Genomic DNA, 17670 nt, shown 5'->3' with positions numbered 1-17670 from the left:
AAGTGGAACATATCTCCACCACCACGCTGATCGTGACGCTGATCGTCATGGTGGTCATCTCCGCCTATTTCTCCGGTTCTGAAACCGGCATGATGACGCTGAACCGCTATCGCCTGCGTCATATGGCCAAGCAGGGCAATCGTCAGGCAAAACGTGTCGAAAAGCTGCTGCGCAAACCTGACCGTCTCATTAGTCTGGTCCTCATTGGCAATAACCTCGTCAACATTCTTGCCTCGGCGCTGGGCACCATTGTCGGTATGCGCCTGTATGGGGATGCCGGCGTCGCCATTGCCACCGGCGTCCTGACGTTTGTGGTGCTGGTGTTTGCCGAAGTGCTGCCAAAAACCATTGCCGCGCTCTATCCGGAAAAGGTCGCCTATCCCAGCAGCCTCCTGCTCGCGCCGCTGCAAATCCTGATGATGCCGCTGGTGTGGTTGCTCAACACCATTACTCGCATTCTGATGCGCATGATGGGTATAAAAACCGATATCGTCGTGAGCGGGGCCTTAAGCAAGGATGAACTGCGCACTATCGTTAATGAATCACGCTCGCAAATCTCCCGCCGCAATCAGGACATGCTGCTCTCCGTTCTGGACCTCGAGAAAGTCAGCGTTGACGACATCATGGTCCCGCGCAACGATATTGTCGGTATCAATATTAACGATGACTGGAAATCCATTGTCCGCCAGCTGACCCACTCTCCGCACGGACGCATTGTGCTGTACCGCGACTCGCTGGACGATGCCATCAGCATGCTGCGGGTTCGCGAAGCTTATCGCCTGATGACGGAGAAAAAAGAGTTCACGAAAGAAGTCATGCTGCGCGCCGCCGATGAAATTTACTTCGTGCCGGAAGGTACGCCGCTCAGTACGCAACTGGTGAAATTCCAGCGCAATAAGAAGAAAGTGGGCCTGGTTGTTGATGAATATGGAGACATTCAGGGTCTGGTCACGGTTGAGGATATCCTCGAAGAGATCGTTGGCGATTTTACGACGTCAATGTCGCCTACGCTTGCTGAAGAGGTGACGCCGCTTAACGACGGTTCAGTGATTATCGACGGTACCGCCAACGTACGTGAAATCAACAAGGCTTTTAACTGGCATCTGCCGGAAGATGAAGCGCGAACCATTAACGGTATTATCCTGGAAGCACTTGAAGAGATCCCCGCCCCGGGCACCCGCGTACGCATCGAACAGTATGACATTGATATTCTTGATGTTCAGGAGAATATGATTAAAAGGGTGAAAGTGATGCCGGTAAAACCCATTCGCGAAAGCGTGGCCGAGTCATAGCAACCCTGGGACCTGGCTGAGGGGAATAGAAAAACGGCTACCTCGCGGTAGCCGTTTCGCTTATTTACTTCGCTTTCGCCACGGTGACCATCGCCGCGCGAATAGTACGGCCGTTCAGGGTATAACCCTTTTGCATCACGCCCAGAACGTTACCTGCCGCAACGTCTTCAGACTCAACCATCGCAATGGCCTGATGTACGTTCGGATCCAGCGGCACGTTAGTATCGCCAATCACTTCTACGCCGAACTTGCGCACCACGTCGAGCATGGACTTCAGCGTCAGTTCGATACCTTCAACCATCGGCGCCATATCCGGGTTAGCTTTATCAGCGACTTCCAGCGCGCGATCCAGGCTGTCAATAACCGGCAGCAGCTCGTTAACGAACTTCTCCAGCGCAAACTTATGCGCTTTTTCGATATCCAGCTCGGTGCGGCGGCGCAGGTTATCTTCATCGGCTTTCGCACGCAGCAATACTTCACGTTCGCGCTTCTGCGCTTCAGCAAGCTGAGCTTCCAGATTCGCAATTTTTTCATCGCGCGGATCCACCTGCTCAGCCGAAACCTCAGGCTCTACCGCCTCAACGTCGTCGTGCTGCTCCGTGATAATTTCTTCCGGGGCTTGCCCCTCAGGCGTTTTCTGTTCTTTACTACTCATGAATTTCTCCGCGTTTTTTTTCGCATTCATCTCGCTAACTTCGCTTATTATGGGGATCAGTTTCCTGGTTTCAAGGGAACGCAGCCAGATTGTCACTATTCATTTAACGCAAGGACATCCAGATCATGAAGAACCACTTCAAGTGTATAGGCATTGTGGGACACCCTCGTCACCCAACCGCGCTGACCACACATGAAATGCTCTGGCGCTGGCTGTCCGGCAAAGGTTATGAAGTGCTGGTTGAGCAGCAAATTGCTCATGAACTGCAGCTCAGCAATGTGAAGACCGGGACGCTGGCGGAAATCGGCCAGCAGGCAGACCTGGCCGTCGTGGTGGGCGGTGATGGCAATATGCTCGGCGCAGCGCGGACGCTGGCCCGCTACGACATTAACGTTATTGGGATTAACCGCGGTAACCTCGGTTTTCTGACCGACCTCGACCCGGATAACGCGCTACAGCAGCTCGCCGATGTCCTCGAAGGCCACTATATCGCCGAAAAACGCTTCCTGCTGGAAGCGCAGGTATGTCAGCAGGATTGCCAGAAGCGCATCAGCACGGCGATTAACGAAGTCGTCCTGCACCCTGGCAAAGTGGCGCATATGATCGAGTTTGAAGTCTACATTGATGAGGTGTTTGCTTTCTCTCAGCGCTCCGATGGCCTGATTATCTCCACGCCAACCGGCTCCACGGCTTATTCCCTCTCCGCCGGCGGGCCGATCCTCACGCCTTCGCTGGATGCTATCACTCTGGTCCCCATGTTCCCGCATACGCTGTCGGCACGCCCGCTGGTGATCAACGGTGACAGCACGATTCGCCTGCGCTTTTCTCAACGCTGTAGCGACCTCGAGATTAGCTGCGATAGCCAGATAGCGCTGCCGATTCAGGATGGTGAAGATGTGCTGATCCGCCGCTGTGACTATCACCTCAATCTCATTCATCCAAAAGATTACAGCTATTTCAATACATTAAGCACCAAGCTTGGCTGGTCGAAAAAATTGTTCTGATTTTATAGCCAGCCCCTTTACTGGATAAAAAACCATATTATACTGTACGAAAACACAGTAATGGTTTTTCATACAGGAAGGCAGCTATGTTGGCACAACTCACTATCAGTCATTTTGCTATCGTTCGTGAGCTGGAAATCGATTTTCACAGCGGGATGACCGCCATTACCGGCGAGACCGGCGCCGGTAAATCGATCGCTATCGACGCGCTGGGGCTGTGCCTCGGTGGTCGGGCGGAAGCCGACATGGTGCGCAGAGGCGCCAGCCGGGCTGATTTGTGCGCCCGTTTCTCCCTGAAGGACACGCCTGCCGCGCAGCGCTGGCTGGAACAGAACCAGCTTGAAAGCGGGCGTGAGTGTTTACTTCGTCGCGTCATCAGCGCAGACGGCCGTTCTCGCGGGTTTATTAACGGTACGGCAGTCCCTTTATCCCAGCTTCGTGAGCTCGGTCAGCTGCTAATCCAGATCCACGGCCAACATGCCCACCAGTTACTGACTAAACCCGAACACCAGAAAACGCTGCTTGATGGCTATACCGGTGAGTATGCGCTTACTCAGCTTATGGCAGAGCGCTATCGTCAGTGGCATAAAAGCTGTCGCGATCTGGCGCAGCATCAGCAGCAAAGCCAGGAGCGCGCAGCGCGTGCAGACCTGCTGCAATATCAATTAAAAGAGCTAAATGAGTTCAACCCGCTGGCGGGCGAATTTGAGCAAATTGATGAAGAGTACAAACGCCTTGCTAACAGCGGTCAGCTGCTGACTACCTGCCAGCATGCGCTGACGGTGCTGGCAGACGGCGAAGAATCCAACCTGCAAAGCCAACTCTACGCCGCGAAGCAGCTGGTCAGCGAGCTGGTTGGTATGGACAGTAAGCTCTCCGGGGTACTCGATATGCTCGAAGAAGCGTCTATTCAGCTTAGCGAAGCCACGGACGAACTGCGCCATTATCATGACCGACTCGATCTCGATCCGAACCGCCTGTTTGAGCTGGAACAGCGTATCTCCCGGCAAATTGCCCTCGCGCGGAAGCATCAAATTACGCCCGAAGAGCTTCCTGACCTTTACCAGTCACTGCTGGAAGAACAGCGTATGCTGGATGATAGCGCGGGTTCTCTGGAATCACTCAGCCAGAGGGTTGTGGAGCATCATCAGCTGGCGCTGGATACAGCGAAACAGCTGCATGCCTTACGCCAAAATAGCGCCGATGAGCTGACTCAGCTCATTACGGAGAGTATGCACTCACTTTCGATGCCGCATGGGGTGTTCTCCATTGATGTCGCGTTTGATGAGCGCCATCTTACGGCTGAAGGCGCAGACCATATCGAATTCCGCGTCACCACTAACCCGGGTCAACCGCTGCAGCCGATTGCTAAAGTTGCCTCCGGCGGCGAGCTGTCTCGTATTGCGCTGGCGATTCAGGTCATCACCGCGCGTAAGATGGAAACTCCGGCGCTGATTTTCGATGAAGTGGACGTCGGCATCAGCGGCCCTACGGCGGCGGTCGTCGGTAAGCTGCTGCGTCAATTGGGTGAATCAACCCAGGTGATGTGCGTTACCCACTTACCGCAGGTTGCCGGTTGCGGACATCACCATTTCTTCGTCTGCAAGGAAACCGACGGTGAAATGACCGAGACGCATATGCACCCTCTGGATAAACGCGCTCGTTTGCAGGAACTGGCCCGACTGCTGGGCGGTAGTGAAGTCACTCGTAACACCCTGGCAAACGCGAAAGAGTTGCTCGCCGCGTAAACTTTTTGATTTTCACAGAGTCATAGTGAACAGCAAATTGCCGACAGACCTGCAGCCGAAGGTTCCCAACCGGGCAAAGGTCTATTATCATCGGCATATTACAGATGAGCCACGTACTGCTCGGGCCCAAAAAGGAATCAAATCACTATGCGCTGTAAAATGCTGACTGCTGCCGCAGCGGTTCTTCTTATGTTGACCGCAGGCTGTTCCACTCTGGAACGAGTGGTTTACCGTCCTGACATCAACCAGGGTAACTATCTGGCACCAACCGATGTAGCAAAAATCCGCGTCGGCATGACGCAACAACAGGTTGCCTATGCTCTTGGTACCCCTATGATGTCGGATCCGTTTGGCACCAATACCTGGTTCTACGTTTTCCGTCAGCAGCCTGGGCATGAGAAAGTTACCCAGCAGACGTTTACCCTGACCTTCAACAGCAGCGGTGTGCTGACCAACATTGATAACAAACCTGCCCTGACGGCGGAGTAAAGCTATCAATACGCAAAAAGCGCTCAATGAGCGCTTTTTTTATATCTGCATCTTCGTGCGAAACGGTTACTTTCCGGCGCTTTTCTCTGCCCGCTGCCGGCGCAGCTCTTTTGGGTCAGCAATCAGCGGCCGATAGATTTCTACCCGATCGCCATCGTGGACCCGATCGTGAAGCTTAGCCGGGCGGCTATAAATCCCCACTTTGTTCTTCGTCAGATCGATATCATCACGCAGCGCCAGAAGGCCGCTGGCCACGATCGCCTGCTCGACCGTCGCGCCCTCCTCCAGCTTAACGCTTTGCAGATACTGCTTTTCCGGCAATGCGTAGGCCACTTCAACCACGATTTTAGCCGACACTGTAGACCTCTTTAGCGCGGGTCGTGAACGCCTGCACCATATTCATGGCCAGCTCTTTGAAAATGCGACCAAAGGCCATTTCAATCAGCTTATTAGTGAATTCAAAATCGAGATGGAACTCAATTTTGCACGCTTCCGGGCTTAAGGGAATAAACTTCCAGCCGCCAATCAGCTTTTTGAACGGACCATCGACCAGACTCATCAGAATACTTTGGTTACTGGTCAGCGTATTTCGCGTTGTGAAGGTCTTGCTGATACCCGCTTTGGAGACGTCAACCGCCGCGGTCATTTGCGTCGGACCGAGCTCCAGAACCCGGCTACCGGTGCAGCCCGGCAGAAAATCAGGGTAGGACTTCACATCATTTACCAGTTGGTACATCTGTTCCGCACTGAACGGCACCAGGGCGGTACGGCTAATCTGAGGCATAGCAGGTTCCACATATAAACACGGTGTAAATAATATCATTTATCTGCTGCTAAAAAAAACGCTGTACCGCAACTCGTGCTAAGATAGCCCATTACGCCTCGCGGGAAGATTGAGGTACGACTGTTTTAAGACGATGACTTCAGGATACTATGACTAAGAAAAAAGCCCACAAACCTGGATCAGCCACCATTGCGCTGAATAAACGCGCTCGTCATGAATACTTTATCGAAGATGAATACGAGGCTGGTCTTGCCCTGCAGGGATGGGAAGTAAAATCTCTCCGCGCAGGTAAAGCCAACATTGGCGATAGCTATGTCATTTTAAAAGATGGCGAAGCCTATCTGTTTGGCGCCAACTTTACGCCAATGGCCGTTGCTTCCACTCATTACGTTTGCGACCCGACGCGTACCCGTAAGCTTCTGCTCAACCAGCGCGAACTGGATACCCTTTACGGGCGCATCAACCGCGAAGGTTACACCGTGGTTGCTCTTTCGCTGTACTGGAAGAATGCCTGGTGCAAAGTCAAAATCGGCGTAGCAAAAGGTAAAAAACAGCACGACAAGCGTACCGATATCAAAGACCGCGAGTGGGCGGTAGATAAAGCCCGAATTATGAAACACGCCGGTCGTTAATTCCCCTTCCTGTCAGGGTCAGTTTTGCTGGCCCTGATGCTATATCGTTGTTGATGCTGATTTTTCACCCAACCTGACGCCATAATCCTCAAAACGAGGACTGGTAAGCACATTCATAAATCTGTTATACTCACCGTACACATTGGGGCTGATTCTGGATTCGACGGGATTTGCGAAACCCAAGGTGCATGCCGAGGGGCGGTTGGCCTCGTAAAAAGCCGCAAAAAAATAGTCGCAAACGACGAAAACTACGCTTTAGCAGCTTAATAACCTGCTCTGAGCCCTCTCTCCCTAGCTTCCGCTCTTAAGACGGGGATCAAAGAGAGGTCAAACCCAAAAGAGATCGCGTGGAAGCCCTGCCTGGGGTTGAAGCGTTAAAACTAATCAGGCTAGTCTGGTAGTGGCGTGTCCGTCCGCAGGTGCCAGGCGAATGTAAAGACAGACTAAGCATGTAGTACCGAGGATGTAGGAATTTCGGACGCGGGTTCAACTCCCGCCAGCTCCACCAAATATTGATGTACTGAAGTTCAGTAAAGTCTACTAAGCCCGCACAGCACAAGCTCTGCGGGCTTTTTTACGTCTATTGTAGTCTAGTGAGAATTGCTGAGAACTTCGAGTTATGGCACCCTGAATGGGACCCACGAAAAAAGGTCCTAAAATTGAGGGTCCCAAACATGGCCAAAATCGCTAAGAAACTCACTGACACTGAAATCAAAAGCACCAAACCTGCCGAGAAAGAGGTTAACCTTTTTGACGGCGATGGTTTGCTGTTGCGAATCGCTCCCTTGGCGAAGGGAGGGAAGAAAAATTGGTATTTCAGATATGCAGTTCCTGTGACCAAAAAGCGAACTAAGGTGAGCTTAGGAACCTATCCTCACCTTACACTTGCGAAGGCACGAGCTTTACGTGATGAATACTTGTCGTTGCTTGCAAATGGTATAGACCCCCAAGTTCATAACACCCAAAAAACCAATGCACTGAAAGAAGCCACGGAACATACATTTCAAGCAGTAGCCAAGAAGTGGCTTGATGAGAAAGTCAAAACGTCAGGCATCTCCCAAGATCATGCTAACGACATCTGGCGAAGCCTAGAGAGAAATATCTTTCCCACATTGGGTGATACCCCCATTAAGGAGATTCGCCCTAAAATGCTTAAACAGCATTTAGAACCTATAGAAAAACGAGGTGTCCTTGAAACACTTCGCCGCATCATATCCCGCCTGAATGAAATTTTCCGCTATGCAGCAACAGAAGAACTCATAGAATTCAACCCGGCAGACAATCTGGGGCAACGGTTCAGCAAGCCAAAAAAACAGAATATGCCAGCATTACCCCCTTCCGAACTCCCTCGCTTCCTGGTTGCTCTAAACAATGCTTCTATCCGTTTGGAAACAAGGCTACTGATTGAGTGGCAACTTCTCACATGGGTTCGCCCAGGTGAAGCTGTTCGCACAAGATGGTCAGATATTGATATTGAAACTGGCATGTGGAACATCCCGGCGGAGTTTATGAAAATGAAGAAGCCTCACAAAGTTCCACTGAGCAAAGAAGCTTTGCGAGTTTTGGATTTAATGAAAGCCATCAGTGGGCATAGAGAGTGGGTTTTCCCCAGTATCAAAGCTCCACTCAATCACATGCATGAACAAACAGCTAATGCGGCCATAATCCGTATGGGTTTCGGAGGTGAGCTTGTAGCTCACGGTATGCGATCAATCGCCAGAACGGCTGCGGAGGAGTCTGGCAAATTTAGGACTGATGTCTTAGAAGCCGCCCTTGCCCACTCGAAGAAAGATGAAATAATTGCAGCCTACAATCGTGCAGAGTATCTCACAGAACGGGTGGTTCTCATGCAGTGGTGGAGTGACTTTGTTTCGTCTCAAAAATACAAAATTATTGCCGCATAACTCTTCCATGATGGGTTAACTATCTTGATTTAGTTAAAGAATTAATAATCATACTATTAACCTATGTGGACTAAGCATAGCCATTTACGAATCGATACCTTGAGGCCACATAACGAAAGCTGTCGGTCATATCAGCTAAATAATTCACATCTCTTCTCGATTATCATACACCTTGAAGATTTACTAAATTCGCTCTAATCAATGATAAAACAGTTGAATTTGGTTAAAAATTGATCAATTTTATCCTCTACATTGTATTGAATCATCCATGAGGTTTCGTGCATGGCTAGCGAAAATGATAAAAATCATAAAGTTAGGGTCGCACAGTACTTGAGGATGTCTACCGACCATCAGCAATATTCTTTACATAATCAGTCCGAATATATAAAAGATTATGCTGAAAAGAACAATATGGAAATCGCTTATACCTACGATGATGCAGGTAAGAGCGGAGTCAGTATCATAGGCCGGCATTCTTTGCAGCAGTTACTTAGTGATGTAGAACAAAAGAAAATAGATATACAGGCTGTATTATTTTATGATGTGAGCCGTTTTGGTCGTTTTCAAAATAGTGATGAAGCTGCATATTATTCCTTTCTATTTGAGAGAAACGGTGTAGATCTTATATACTGTTCTGAACCTATTCCCACTAAAGATTTCCCTTTAGAGTCTTCTGTTATACTGAATATAAAAAGATCTAGTGCCGCATATCACAGCAGGAATTTATCAGAAAAGGTATTTATAGGGCAAGTAAATTTAATAAAGCTTGGTTATCATCAAGGCGGAATGGCTGGTTATGGGCTGAGACGTCTTTTAGTAGATGAAAATGGCATAGCTAAAGAAATATTGGGCTTTCGCAAAAGAAAGAGTATTCAAACAGATAGGGTGATATTAATTCCGGGACCAAAAAATGAGATAAAAATTGTAAATAGCATCTATGATCTCTTTATAGATGATAACATGCCAGAATTCATTATTGCTGAGAGACTAAATGAACAGAATATACCTGCAGAAAATGGAACATTATGGACTCGTGCAAAAATACATCAAATCTTGACAAATGAAAAATATATTGGAAATAACATATATAACAAAACCTCATCTAAACTAAAAAGCAGGCTTGTAAAAAACCCCAAAAATGAATGGGTTAGATGCGACAAGGCATATAAACCCATTATTTCAAAGAAAAAATATAATAAAGCTCAAGAAATAATTCAGCTCCGATCCGTACATTTGACTAATGAAGAGCTTTTAGAAAAGCTAAAACAAAAATTAGAATCTAATGGAAAACTATCTGGCTTTATCATTGATGAAGATGATACAGGCCCTTCATCTTCTGTTTACAGAACCCGATTTGGTGGTCTTTTAAGAGCATATACTTTGATTGGTTATAAGCCAGAACATGATTACAGCTATATCCAAATAAATGAAGCACTAAGATCATTTTACTCAGGCATAATTGAGGATTTTAAGGGGGAAATTTTAAAAAGCAACTGCTATATAGACGAATATAAATATGCACCAATGCTTTACATCAATGATGAGCTTTTAATTTCCGTCCTTATTACTAAATGCACACCTATGAAATCGGGTAAACTTAGATGGAAAGTCCGGTTTGATAACTCACAGAAAGCAGACATAACAATTGTTATACGAATGGATTCACAAAATATTTCACCACTTGATTTTTATATCATACCAAAGATTGAAAACGAATATAGTAAAATGTGTATGACGGAAACAAACAACATTCGATTAGATCTGTATAGATTTGATAATCTGGATAAACTTCTACAAATTATTACTCGCATGAAAGTGAGGGAACTATATGCTGCCTGAATCAAATGAATTCCCAATAATCCAAATTGAAATTGCCAAAATAAAATTTCTTAACCCGCGAACTAGAAATAAGGTAGTGCATGAAGAAATTAAGGAAAGTATAAAAAAAAGAGGATTAAGCAAGCCTATAAGCGTAAGAGCAATTGATGAAGACGACTTCAAATATGCTTTAATTTGTGGCCAAGGGAGAATAGAGGCTCTCGTTGCATTAGGTGAAACCATTATTCCAGCAATTATAAGAGATGTATCAGAAGAAGATGCTTATGTTATGAGTTTGGTTGAAAACATTGCAAGGAGGAGACCACGTTCCAATGAGTTATTACAGATAATAAAAGATATGAAAAACAGAGGACTTTCAGACTCCGAAATAAGTGAGATTACTGGGTATTCATCGAACTGGGTGAGCAGTATAAATATGCTTCTTGATAAGGGAGAGCATAAACTTCTCTCTGCAGTCGAACGGGGGAATTTACCTCTATATCTCGCAGTACAATTTGCAAGATGTGAAACTGAAGAAGCACAAGATATTCTTACCGAAGCATATGATAAAAAATTAATAAAAAGCCGGGACATTATAAAGATAAAACACATTCTAAATCAGCGAACAATAGGGAATAAAGGTGCAAAAGCAGCCGGGTTTTATTATCACAAACCATCAAAAAGAATGACTGCTGAAGAGTTAATTGAGCTTTATGAAAATAGTATCGCTGAACATAAATCTGTTTATAACAACTCTAAATTTATTAAAACTAATTTGCTGATAGTAAATGAGATCTTTAACATCATAATGATGAATAAAAGCTTTCAAAATATACTTGAACAAGAGAATCTATCAGAACTGCCATCTCAAATCCTCAATCCAATAAACAAAGAGGCATCAAAATGATTCAGTTACGTTTTGGCGACAATTTTATTTATTTAGAAACTAACAAGTTAATTCCCTCTAAGGAATTGTTAGAAAATGTAAAGTTAAGTCATAAATATCATCAAATAGTTACCTCTATTGAAAGCTTAGGTATTATTGAACCAATAATAGTGTTCTATGACAAAGATAAAGATGCCATTAAGATACTCGATGGCCATTTGAGGGTTGAGGCTTTAAAAGACTTAGGCATAGAAAAAGCTCCATGTATACTTTCGAGCATAGATGATGCGTTCACTCCTAACAAACAAGTCAATCATATAAATGTAGTTGAAGAACATAGAATGATAATCAAGTCCTTGGCAAAAGTTTCAATTGAAAAACTTAGTGCTGCTTTGGGAATATCTATTGATGCTATAAAAGATAAAGCTAATGTGATGAACGGTATAGATCCAAGTGTAATTGCGAAACTTTCTGATAAACCTATACCTAAGGCTACATTTGATGTTTTGAGGAAAATGAAGCCAATTCGTCAAATTGAAGCAGTCGGTACAATGATTAATTTTGATAATTATAGTAAAAAATTTGCAATGAGCATCTTGGATGCTACACCGGCATCAATGATAGTAAATAAAGGGAAAAACACTCCCTATAAAAAGGACATAAAAAAAACCATACTTCGTCTGGAACAGGAGATGGCAACAACTTCGGAAGAAACAAAAAAACTTCAAACCGAGTATGGTTCAGATATGTTGAAATTCGTGATAATCCAGTCATATATTAATAAATTACTGGGTAACTCTAAAGTTCTTCATTGGTTCTTGGAAAACGAGGTTGATTATCTTAATGAGTTAAAAAGAATTTCGAAAATTAATTCTTTAGATGATAAGACTCTTGCTGAAAACAGCCAGTCATAGGTATGGTTTTATATATCCGAAATAAACCATGAAGTATACTTACACAACCATAATGGCTTCTCTTAGATATTAGCATAAGTAGGCAGTATAAGCCGTGATCATTCGAACGGTTTAAGGAGGTGAACTTATGGTTAACAGAATGAGATCTATTGTGAGAACGGCGACAGACGAATCTGGTAAGTTCAGGACTGGTGTCTTAGAAGCGGCCCTTGCCCACTCGAAGAAAGATGAAATAATTGCAGCTTACAATCGCCCGGAATATCTGGCAGAACGAGTGATTCTCATGCAGTGGTGGAGTGATTATGTCATTGCTCAAAAATTTAAAGCTATTGCGGCATAACAACTCTATAAGGGGTTAAATCTCCCAGCCCCTTATCCACCAAGACATAAACCATTTTTGACACCACTTTGTTCTAAACCAAGATACATGGGCTGTAACTTACAAAAGCGATTTTCTGCATGAACTGGCAAACGTCTCTGGCATTGAAAAATTTATTTAAAGCTTGTTCTTTTGTGGTTTACATAGCTTCTTTTTATAAATATCTGGGTCCACAGCAATTTTGCAGATCCTGACCTCATACCCAAAATTGGTAATACTCTTGTGGAAATTTTTCAAGTTTACTTTAGAAAACAAAGGTAAATCTTCGGGAAGATTTTTATTAGAAGCTATGGCGAAAACTAGTTTATATTTTTTAGCATCTGGTCTATTTATATGATCGGCTAATTTTATATGAGCAGGTAGTTTCTCATTAAGTTTGCCTCGAAATTCAGAGTCACTTATAAAAAGTTCAGAACCTATAAATCCTTGTGAAAAAAGATGGCTCATACTTTGCGAACCAGTATAATATTTTACATGGATAAAATCTGATTGACCTCTGATAAGATCACAAAATTCAATCTTACTTTTACCACCACCATGATGAATGAATTTCTGATCCATGTGTGTAAAGGAATTATCATCTTGGCAAAGTTTTTTATTATAATCCTCCTCTCGTTTATATGAATATACAGGGAATTTATCCGACTCCTCATAATGAATTATTTTTTTCATTTCATCATCAATAGTCGATACAAAATTCCTATCTGCAACATACCATATAGAGTCTCGAAGAATATAGTTCTGATCACCTTCTTTTATCTCGGCATAGAGGCACCTATATAAAGACCATTTTTTTATCGATTCAAAATCGGCATTCAAAACATGCAGGTAATTTTTTTTGAGTTCATCAACAGTAACTTCAGTTTTCTTACCATCAAAATAATCACAAACATGGTATATTGATAAGGTTTCATGAATGAATCTTTGTCTCTTATCAAAGCAATAGCCTATTTGATTTTCCCAGTCTACTATTTCTGGCTCTCCAAGCCATAAATCATTGAAGTCTTTTTCTTTTATCCGATCAATCAAAAGCGAATCCAATATCTCAACTTCTTGTTCATCAGCCTCCTTGATATTGTTAACCCATTCGAATTCTTCAGGAAGAGGTAATAAGTAAATAGAGTCTATTTTGGTCAATAGTGCTGGAATAGCCTTCAATTCAATATCCGGCATGATCACAAAAGCATCTTTGCCAGTAATTTTACTTCCTAAAATATCTTCTGTCGAAGTGCCTGTGAGAGTTGTGAGAATATCCATCTCAGAATCTATTTTTAGGTTGTATATATCGACTTCTTTACTGCTCTGACTGCGAGTTAACAGGTTCGTTTCGTTGTGACTGCCTTTATCTAAACTGCGAATTTTTTTATGTTCTATACTATTAAGAGTTGTTTTAAGCCCAAATCCTTTGACAATGCTGCCATCATTGATTAAGTGATGACCGGTTCCAAAGGGAATAAGATATCTGGAATTGTTAGCTTCAATAACTAATACTGCTCCTGTGCTACTATTCATACCGAAGAAATCAGGTTCTATGCCAGGATTTTGGTTCATAAAAAAGGTGGTCCATTCAGGAGGTTTTGGGTCCATGTACTCCTTTACATATAGATATGCTCGTGCATCCTCCATCTCGAATTCAACAGGTCTTTTGACCCTTTCCAAATTCAAAACCTGATCAATATCATCGCTAAACCTTTTTGTTTTATAAATAGAGAGTTTTATCTTCATTCTATTTTACCTAATATTTTAACGAGCCAGTATATTCAAAGAGTTCAATAACTGAGCATCTAATGTTTCTCTTACTGGAGTAGAAAGCCCATATGCAACTCTGTAATTTTTGATAGCAGTTCGTGTCGCAGGCCCCATACTTCCGTCTATATTGCCGTTATAAAACCCTTTATCCAGTAATGCGAACTGCACTCGCATGATCAAACGCTTACGCTTTTCAGTATCAGAAGCCAGCCCACTACTTGCACGAGTAGTTCCATTCATTCCAGCAGAGTTTGTGGTCGTAGAGGCATCGGTGTCATTAGAGCGAAGCGAACGAACAGATGAAGAAGACGATGGCGAATTTGTACCTGAAGTGGATGAGCCTGATGAGCTTGGTGAACTGTATGTTTTAGGATAATAAGGAGTGCTTCCACCATAGTACCCACCACCAGACGAAGATCTATGAGAACTATGGCTTCGATGGGAGCTATGACTACGATGCCCTGCAATGTAGAAAGGTACTTCCGTGTTAAGTGGAGCTATAACTAAATCATGCTCATTAAGAGTCATTCCGGGCAAATCACTTGCACCAGTGGAGGAATCACTTGCCCATACAGAATTATTGAGTGCTAAAAATCCCGGAAGCAGAGCAGCGAAATTAAATTTTTTCATAAAATTGGTCTCGGTGGTTGATGAAAACGGCCTTTTGATGAACTGAAATAACCAGCACAGGAAGACTTCTGAGTACATTCATCACATTCTTTGGGGTAGTAATTTTTCCAGTCAGAAATTGACTGAGTAGCAAATCCCCAAGCTCTTTCAGGAAGATGGCACAATGGGTAATTGAAGATTGTTAGGGTGATGCCTGACCTTTGTGCTGTTCCTATGGCAGAGAGAATTTTCTCACTATAGCTATCATGCTCAATGAAGATTGATGACCAGTTTTTACGTGCCCAGCCGATAGATTCTAACCCCATAAGAGAAATCTGGTTGATATTGGAAAACACGCGACCAGCGAACTCTATGATTTTGTCCAGTTCCATATAGTTAGCCAGTGTCGGAATGATTCTTAACTCAATGTTGATCCCTGAGTTACCGGCATTGATAAGCCCCATAACTGTCTCATCAAATGCCCCTTCGCTTCCAACCAGATAGTCATGAACTGACGACCTTGAAGAATAAAGCGGAATACCGAAAGTTATTTTGAGCTTTTCGCTTCGCTCTTTCATCTGTTGAATAAAACTGACATCTGCAAACTTTCGTCCATTGGTCAAAACATGCAAAGCTGTCTCAGGTGAGTTTTCGATTATGAAGTCCAGAAATTGCAAGAAATCTTCGCCATACAGTAGAGGTTCTCCCCCACTCACTCCTACTACACCATTCAGGGAGAAAGAGGCGATGGCAAGTGCTGACTGGTTAAGAAGCCAGTCATCGTTTCCTGTCTTAGGAGGCTGAGAACAAAAAAGGCAACGGTTGTTGCACCTTTCAGTTACCAGAACAGTGTTATGGTTTGCTCTCCGTGACAAAATCACCCTAATCATGTTGCCATTGTTAACAATCCCTATATCACCATCTTCTATGGAATTGAAAAGATCAGTGCTCACAACGAAGTCTGCAAAATATGCAGGAAGTCTGGAATCAAGTTGAGTTTCACTGACCAGTAAATTTGGCAGATAGAATTGAGGATTTTCGGGCTTAGATTTGCACAAGCGATAGAAACCTTGCTGAACTGGCAGATCTGCCGTAAATCTGAAAATGTCGTTTCTCAGCACCTCAGACATAAGCCCACCCTTTAAGCATCTTTGCCATCGGTCCATCCTGAGAGATTTCATTCAGAAGGAAGCGGAACATGCCTTTGTGATACTGGCAGAAAGTAGAACGACTCTTGTCACCAACAGGTTCGCCATGAACACTAATGTTCTGGCAAGGATCTGCTCCACAGAAAGGCTGGTATGCACAGGTGTCACAACCTGGCATTGCGAAGTTAAATGAAGATGAGAGGGCGGAACGGTAGTATTCGTTGCTACTGAATGAGAGTGAGGCAAACTCTCCTGCACTGAAATCTGCTTCCGGGTTTACTTTCTGAAGCATACGACTTTCATCACTACCGTAGACTTTACCGTCATAATTGAACAGGATGCAGTTCAGCACAACTCCGCTTGGCGATTTTAGATCTGCATAACCACTGAAGCCTGGATTGAAAATTCGCTTGAGATGAATAGCAGCCGAGTGCTCAATGACAGGTATTCCCTTTTCATTCTGAATCAACACTTCCTGCATCAACTCTTTATAAAAAGCAAAATACTCTGGCATTGAAAAAGTGAAGCTCTGCTTCTGAGCAAACCCATAAGGACTAACAGGCCTGATAAACATGTCTGTAAGACCCAGAGACAAATGAGCATCTACTATGGAAGCTGGCTCTTTAGTCAGCTCCTTAGTAACTGTGGTAACCGTAGCTACCCGGTTTGCGCCAAGTTCTTCTGTGATTTTCCGAATACCAGTTACTGCTTTGTTATGAGCTTGAAAGTCAGTAAGGATGCGATTCTTGTTATGGACAGCTTCATTCCCATCGAGCGAGACCGAGAAGGTGATATTCCGCTCTTTAACCCATGAGAGAATGCTTTCATCGAGTAATGACAGACTTGTAGCAATCACCATTTCAAAAGCATCACTACCCAATGAAATCTCACACTCGTGATAGATTGACTGAACAAGATCGAACCTGAGAAGTGGTTCACCGCCCTGTACTTCTATCTTGTAGGGAGGTGTACCTAGTTTCTTTATGGTGCTGACAATTTGCGGTATCAGTTCAGGATTGAGGTCATAACCATCAGCGGTGACCGATGCCCTACTGACCTGGCAATATTTGCAAGTATGATCACAACGAAGAGTAGGTACAATCATGAAGATTGGCCTGATCGCCAGTTCATTCATGAGTCGTTTGGCAAAAGCCGAACTTAGTGCATAAGGGGTAACGGAGGAAGATTCATCTCCGCAAATGAAAAGTTTGCTTTCAAGCGATGAGGACTGTTCTTGACTGATGTGACCGTTTACCAGATCGAGAAATTCCTGCTCTCCTAAAAAATGATGAAAGCCAGCGAGGTTACTGATGAATACCCGGCCGTCAGGCATCCTGTCGAAGTTGAAAGGCATCAGTATCATTATGCAAGCCTGTCATCTATGCTTCGGAGAACCTTGCTGACAATGGCATCACGCAATTGACCGGTTTGATGATGAAGTTTCTCGCGGAGGCTAAAATCGTTTAACAGCCTTCCGAATTCAAACTCACATTCAGGGCCACTTATCTCAAAGAAGATAATCCAAGAGGATGTGTTTTCTTCAAGTTTCCATGGACTTACAGGAGTCATCCAGTATAGGGTGTTTCGGATAACCCATTCAGAATAAAGATTTTTTTGTAATATCTTTTCCCACATCGCCATTACCTTCCAAAAGAAATA

The 17670-nt window shown here is 44.3% G+C and carries 17 protein-coding genes, 1 other RNA gene and 1 pseudogene; 11 read left to right on the top strand and 8 right to left on the bottom strand.

Going from position 1 to position 17670, the window contains the following annotated elements:
• Positions 1 to 2: 2 nt before the first annotated feature.
• Entirely contained in the window at positions 3 to 1292 is a 1290-nt protein-coding gene (locus SIK97_RS24535) for an HlyC/CorC family transporter (RefSeq protein WP_025107352.1), read from the top strand.
• A 64-nt stretch (positions 1293 to 1356) separates the two neighbouring features.
• Here SIK97_RS24535 and grpE read toward each other — a convergent pair whose 3' ends face one another.
• Positions 1357 to 1947 (bottom strand): nucleotide exchange factor GrpE, encoded by a 591-nt coding sequence (gene grpE, locus SIK97_RS24530; RefSeq protein WP_004853330.1) that lies wholly within the window; start codon positions 1945 to 1947, stop codon positions 1357 to 1359.
• 125 nt (positions 1948 to 2072) lie between these two features.
• On the opposite strand from grpE, the gene nadK reads away from it, so the two are divergent.
• From nadK to bamE, 3 genes are all read left to right on the top strand, one after another.
• On the top strand, positions 2073 to 2951 hold the full coding sequence (nadK, locus tag SIK97_RS24525; protein WP_004123797.1) for an NAD(+) kinase: 879 nt from the start codon (positions 2073 to 2075) through the stop codon (positions 2949 to 2951).
• 86 nt (positions 2952 to 3037) lie between these two features.
• Positions 3038 to 4699 (top strand): DNA repair protein RecN, encoded by a 1662-nt coding sequence (gene recN, locus SIK97_RS24520; RefSeq protein WP_032750923.1) that lies wholly within the window; start codon positions 3038 to 3040, stop codon positions 4697 to 4699.
• A gap of 147 nt (positions 4700 to 4846) precedes the next feature.
• Positions 4847 to 5188, top strand: a complete 342-nt coding sequence (bamE, locus tag SIK97_RS24515; protein WP_057173934.1) for an outer membrane protein assembly factor BamE — start codon at positions 4847 to 4849, stop codon at positions 5186 to 5188.
• Positions 5189 to 5254: 66 nt separating this feature from the next.
• Here the strand turns inward: bamE and SIK97_RS24510 are convergent, their stop codons facing one another.
• On the bottom strand, positions 5255 to 5545 hold the full coding sequence (locus SIK97_RS24510) for an RnfH family protein (RefSeq protein WP_025107350.1): 291 nt from the start codon (positions 5543 to 5545) through the stop codon (positions 5255 to 5257).
• The gene (locus SIK97_RS24505; protein WP_004123817.1) at positions 5535 to 5972 is read right to left on the bottom strand and encodes a type II toxin-antitoxin system RatA family toxin; all 438 of its coding nucleotides are present in this window, start codon (positions 5970 to 5972) and stop codon (positions 5535 to 5537) included. Before SIK97_RS24505 ends, SIK97_RS24510 begins: the two co-directional genes overlap by 11 nt.
• 149 nt (positions 5973 to 6121) lie before the next feature.
• Here SIK97_RS24505 and smpB point away from each other — a divergent pair, with 149 nt between their 5' ends.
• The 7 genes and pseudogenes from smpB to SIK97_RS24470 form a co-directional block, all read left to right on the top strand.
• On the top strand, positions 6122 to 6604 hold the full coding sequence (gene smpB / locus SIK97_RS24500; RefSeq protein WP_004104655.1) for an SsrA-binding protein SmpB: 483 nt from the start codon (positions 6122 to 6124) through the stop codon (positions 6602 to 6604).
• Positions 6605 to 6748: 144 nt separating this feature from the next.
• Positions 6749 to 7112: a transfer-messenger RNA gene (ssrA, locus tag SIK97_RS24495) on the top strand.
• Between the two features lie 166 nt (positions 7113 to 7278).
• Positions 7279 to 8508, top strand: a complete 1230-nt coding sequence (locus SIK97_RS24490; protein WP_039102429.1) for an integrase domain-containing protein — start codon at positions 7279 to 7281, stop codon at positions 8506 to 8508.
• A gap of 282 nt (positions 8509 to 8790) precedes the next feature.
• On the top strand, positions 8791 to 10347 hold the full coding sequence (locus SIK97_RS24485; protein ID WP_039102430.1) for a recombinase family protein: 1557 nt from the start codon (positions 8791 to 8793) through the stop codon (positions 10345 to 10347).
• On the top strand, positions 10337 to 11233 hold the full coding sequence (locus SIK97_RS24480) for a ParB/RepB/Spo0J family partition protein (RefSeq protein ID WP_000936491.1): 897 nt from the start codon (positions 10337 to 10339) through the stop codon (positions 11231 to 11233). Before SIK97_RS24485 ends, SIK97_RS24480 begins: the two co-directional genes overlap by 11 nt.
• The gene (locus SIK97_RS24475; RefSeq protein ID WP_057174182.1) at positions 11230 to 12126 is read left to right on the top strand and encodes a ParB/RepB/Spo0J family partition protein; all 897 of its coding nucleotides are present in this window, start codon (positions 11230 to 11232) and stop codon (positions 12124 to 12126) included. Before SIK97_RS24480 ends, SIK97_RS24475 begins: the two co-directional genes overlap by 4 nt.
• A gap of 115 nt (positions 12127 to 12241) precedes the next feature.
• Positions 12242 to 12466, top strand: a pseudogene (locus SIK97_RS24470) (integrase); the annotation flags it as partial.
• Between the two features lie 156 nt (positions 12467 to 12622).
• Here the strand turns inward: SIK97_RS24470 and SIK97_RS24465 are convergent.
• From SIK97_RS24465 to hxsD, 5 genes are read right to left on the bottom strand one after another with little or no spacing between them, the layout of a single operon-like run.
• Entirely contained in the window at positions 12623 to 14230 is a 1608-nt protein-coding gene (locus SIK97_RS24465) for a TIGR04141 family sporadically distributed protein (RefSeq protein ID WP_057174181.1), read from the bottom strand.
• 18 nt (positions 14231 to 14248) lie between these two features.
• On the bottom strand, positions 14249 to 14884 hold the full coding sequence (hxsA, locus tag SIK97_RS24460; protein ID WP_071957394.1) for a His-Xaa-Ser repeat protein HxsA: 636 nt from the start codon (positions 14882 to 14884) through the stop codon (positions 14249 to 14251).
• On the bottom strand, positions 14881 to 15993 hold the full coding sequence (gene hxsC, locus SIK97_RS24455) for a His-Xaa-Ser system radical SAM maturase HxsC (RefSeq protein WP_001624496.1): 1113 nt from the start codon (positions 15991 to 15993) through the stop codon (positions 14881 to 14883). The genes hxsA and hxsC overlap by 4 nt, the downstream gene beginning before the upstream one ends.
• Entirely contained in the window at positions 15986 to 17374 is a 1389-nt protein-coding gene (gene hxsB / locus SIK97_RS24450; protein ID WP_023323123.1) for a His-Xaa-Ser system radical SAM maturase HxsB, read from the bottom strand. Before hxsB ends, hxsC begins: the two co-directional genes overlap by 8 nt.
• Positions 17374 to 17646 carry a His-Xaa-Ser system protein HxsD gene (hxsD, locus tag SIK97_RS24445; RefSeq protein ID WP_024191988.1) on the bottom strand — a complete coding sequence of 91 codons (273 nt, stop codon included), beginning with the start codon at positions 17644 to 17646 and terminating at the stop codon, positions 17374 to 17376. The genes hxsB and hxsD overlap by 1 nt, the downstream gene beginning before the upstream one ends.
• Positions 17647 to 17670 lie beyond the last annotated feature (24 nt).

The sequence above is a fragment of the Klebsiella sp. JN_Kp126 genome, from assembly GCF_033843325.1.
In the GTDB taxonomy this organism is placed as follows: domain Bacteria; phylum Pseudomonadota; class Gammaproteobacteria; order Enterobacterales; family Enterobacteriaceae; genus Klebsiella; species Klebsiella michiganensis.
This window is presented reverse-complemented; position numbering and strand designations above follow the sequence as displayed.

Bases quoted from the DNA above. Each gene is read 5' to 3' on its own strand.
- grpE (WP_004853330.1), bottom strand. From the start codon at position 1,947: ATGAGTAGTAAAGAACAGAAAACGCCTGAGGGGCAAGCCCCGGAAGAA.
- nadK (WP_004123797.1), top strand. From the start codon at position 2,073: ATGAAGAACCACTTCAAGTGTATAGGCATTGTGGGACACCCTCGTCAC.
- recN (WP_032750923.1), top strand. From the start codon at position 3,038: ATGTTGGCACAACTCACTATCAGTCATTTTGCTATCGTTCGTGAGCTG.
- bamE (WP_057173934.1), top strand. From the start codon at position 4,847: ATGCGCTGTAAAATGCTGACTGCTGCCGCAGCGGTTCTTCTTATGTTG.
- SIK97_RS24505 (WP_004123817.1), bottom strand. From the start codon at position 5,972: ATGCCTCAGATTAGCCGTACCGCCCTGGTGCCGTTCAGTGCGGAACAG.
- smpB (WP_004104655.1), top strand. From the start codon at position 6,122: ATGACTAAGAAAAAAGCCCACAAACCTGGATCAGCCACCATTGCGCTG.
- SIK97_RS24490 (WP_039102429.1), top strand. From the start codon at position 7,279: ATGGCCAAAATCGCTAAGAAACTCACTGACACTGAAATCAAAAGCACC.
- SIK97_RS24485 (WP_039102430.1), top strand. From the start codon at position 8,791: ATGGCTAGCGAAAATGATAAAAATCATAAAGTTAGGGTCGCACAGTAC.
- SIK97_RS24480 (WP_000936491.1), top strand. From the start codon at position 10,337: ATGCTGCCTGAATCAAATGAATTCCCAATAATCCAAATTGAAATTGCC.
- SIK97_RS24475 (WP_057174182.1), top strand. From the start codon at position 11,230: ATGATTCAGTTACGTTTTGGCGACAATTTTATTTATTTAGAAACTAAC.
- SIK97_RS24465 (WP_057174181.1), bottom strand. From the start codon at position 14,230: ATGAAGATAAAACTCTCTATTTATAAAACAAAAAGGTTTAGCGATGAT.
- hxsA (WP_071957394.1), bottom strand. From the start codon at position 14,884: ATGAAAAAATTTAATTTCGCTGCTCTGCTTCCGGGATTTTTAGCACTC.
- hxsC (WP_001624496.1), bottom strand. From the start codon at position 15,993: ATGTCTGAGGTGCTGAGAAACGACATTTTCAGATTTACGGCAGATCTG.
- hxsB (WP_023323123.1), bottom strand. From the start codon at position 17,374: ATGATACTGATGCCTTTCAACTTCGACAGGATGCCTGACGGCCGGGTA.
- hxsD (WP_024191988.1), bottom strand. From the start codon at position 17,646: ATGTGGGAAAAGATATTACAAAAAAATCTTTATTCTGAATGGGTTATC.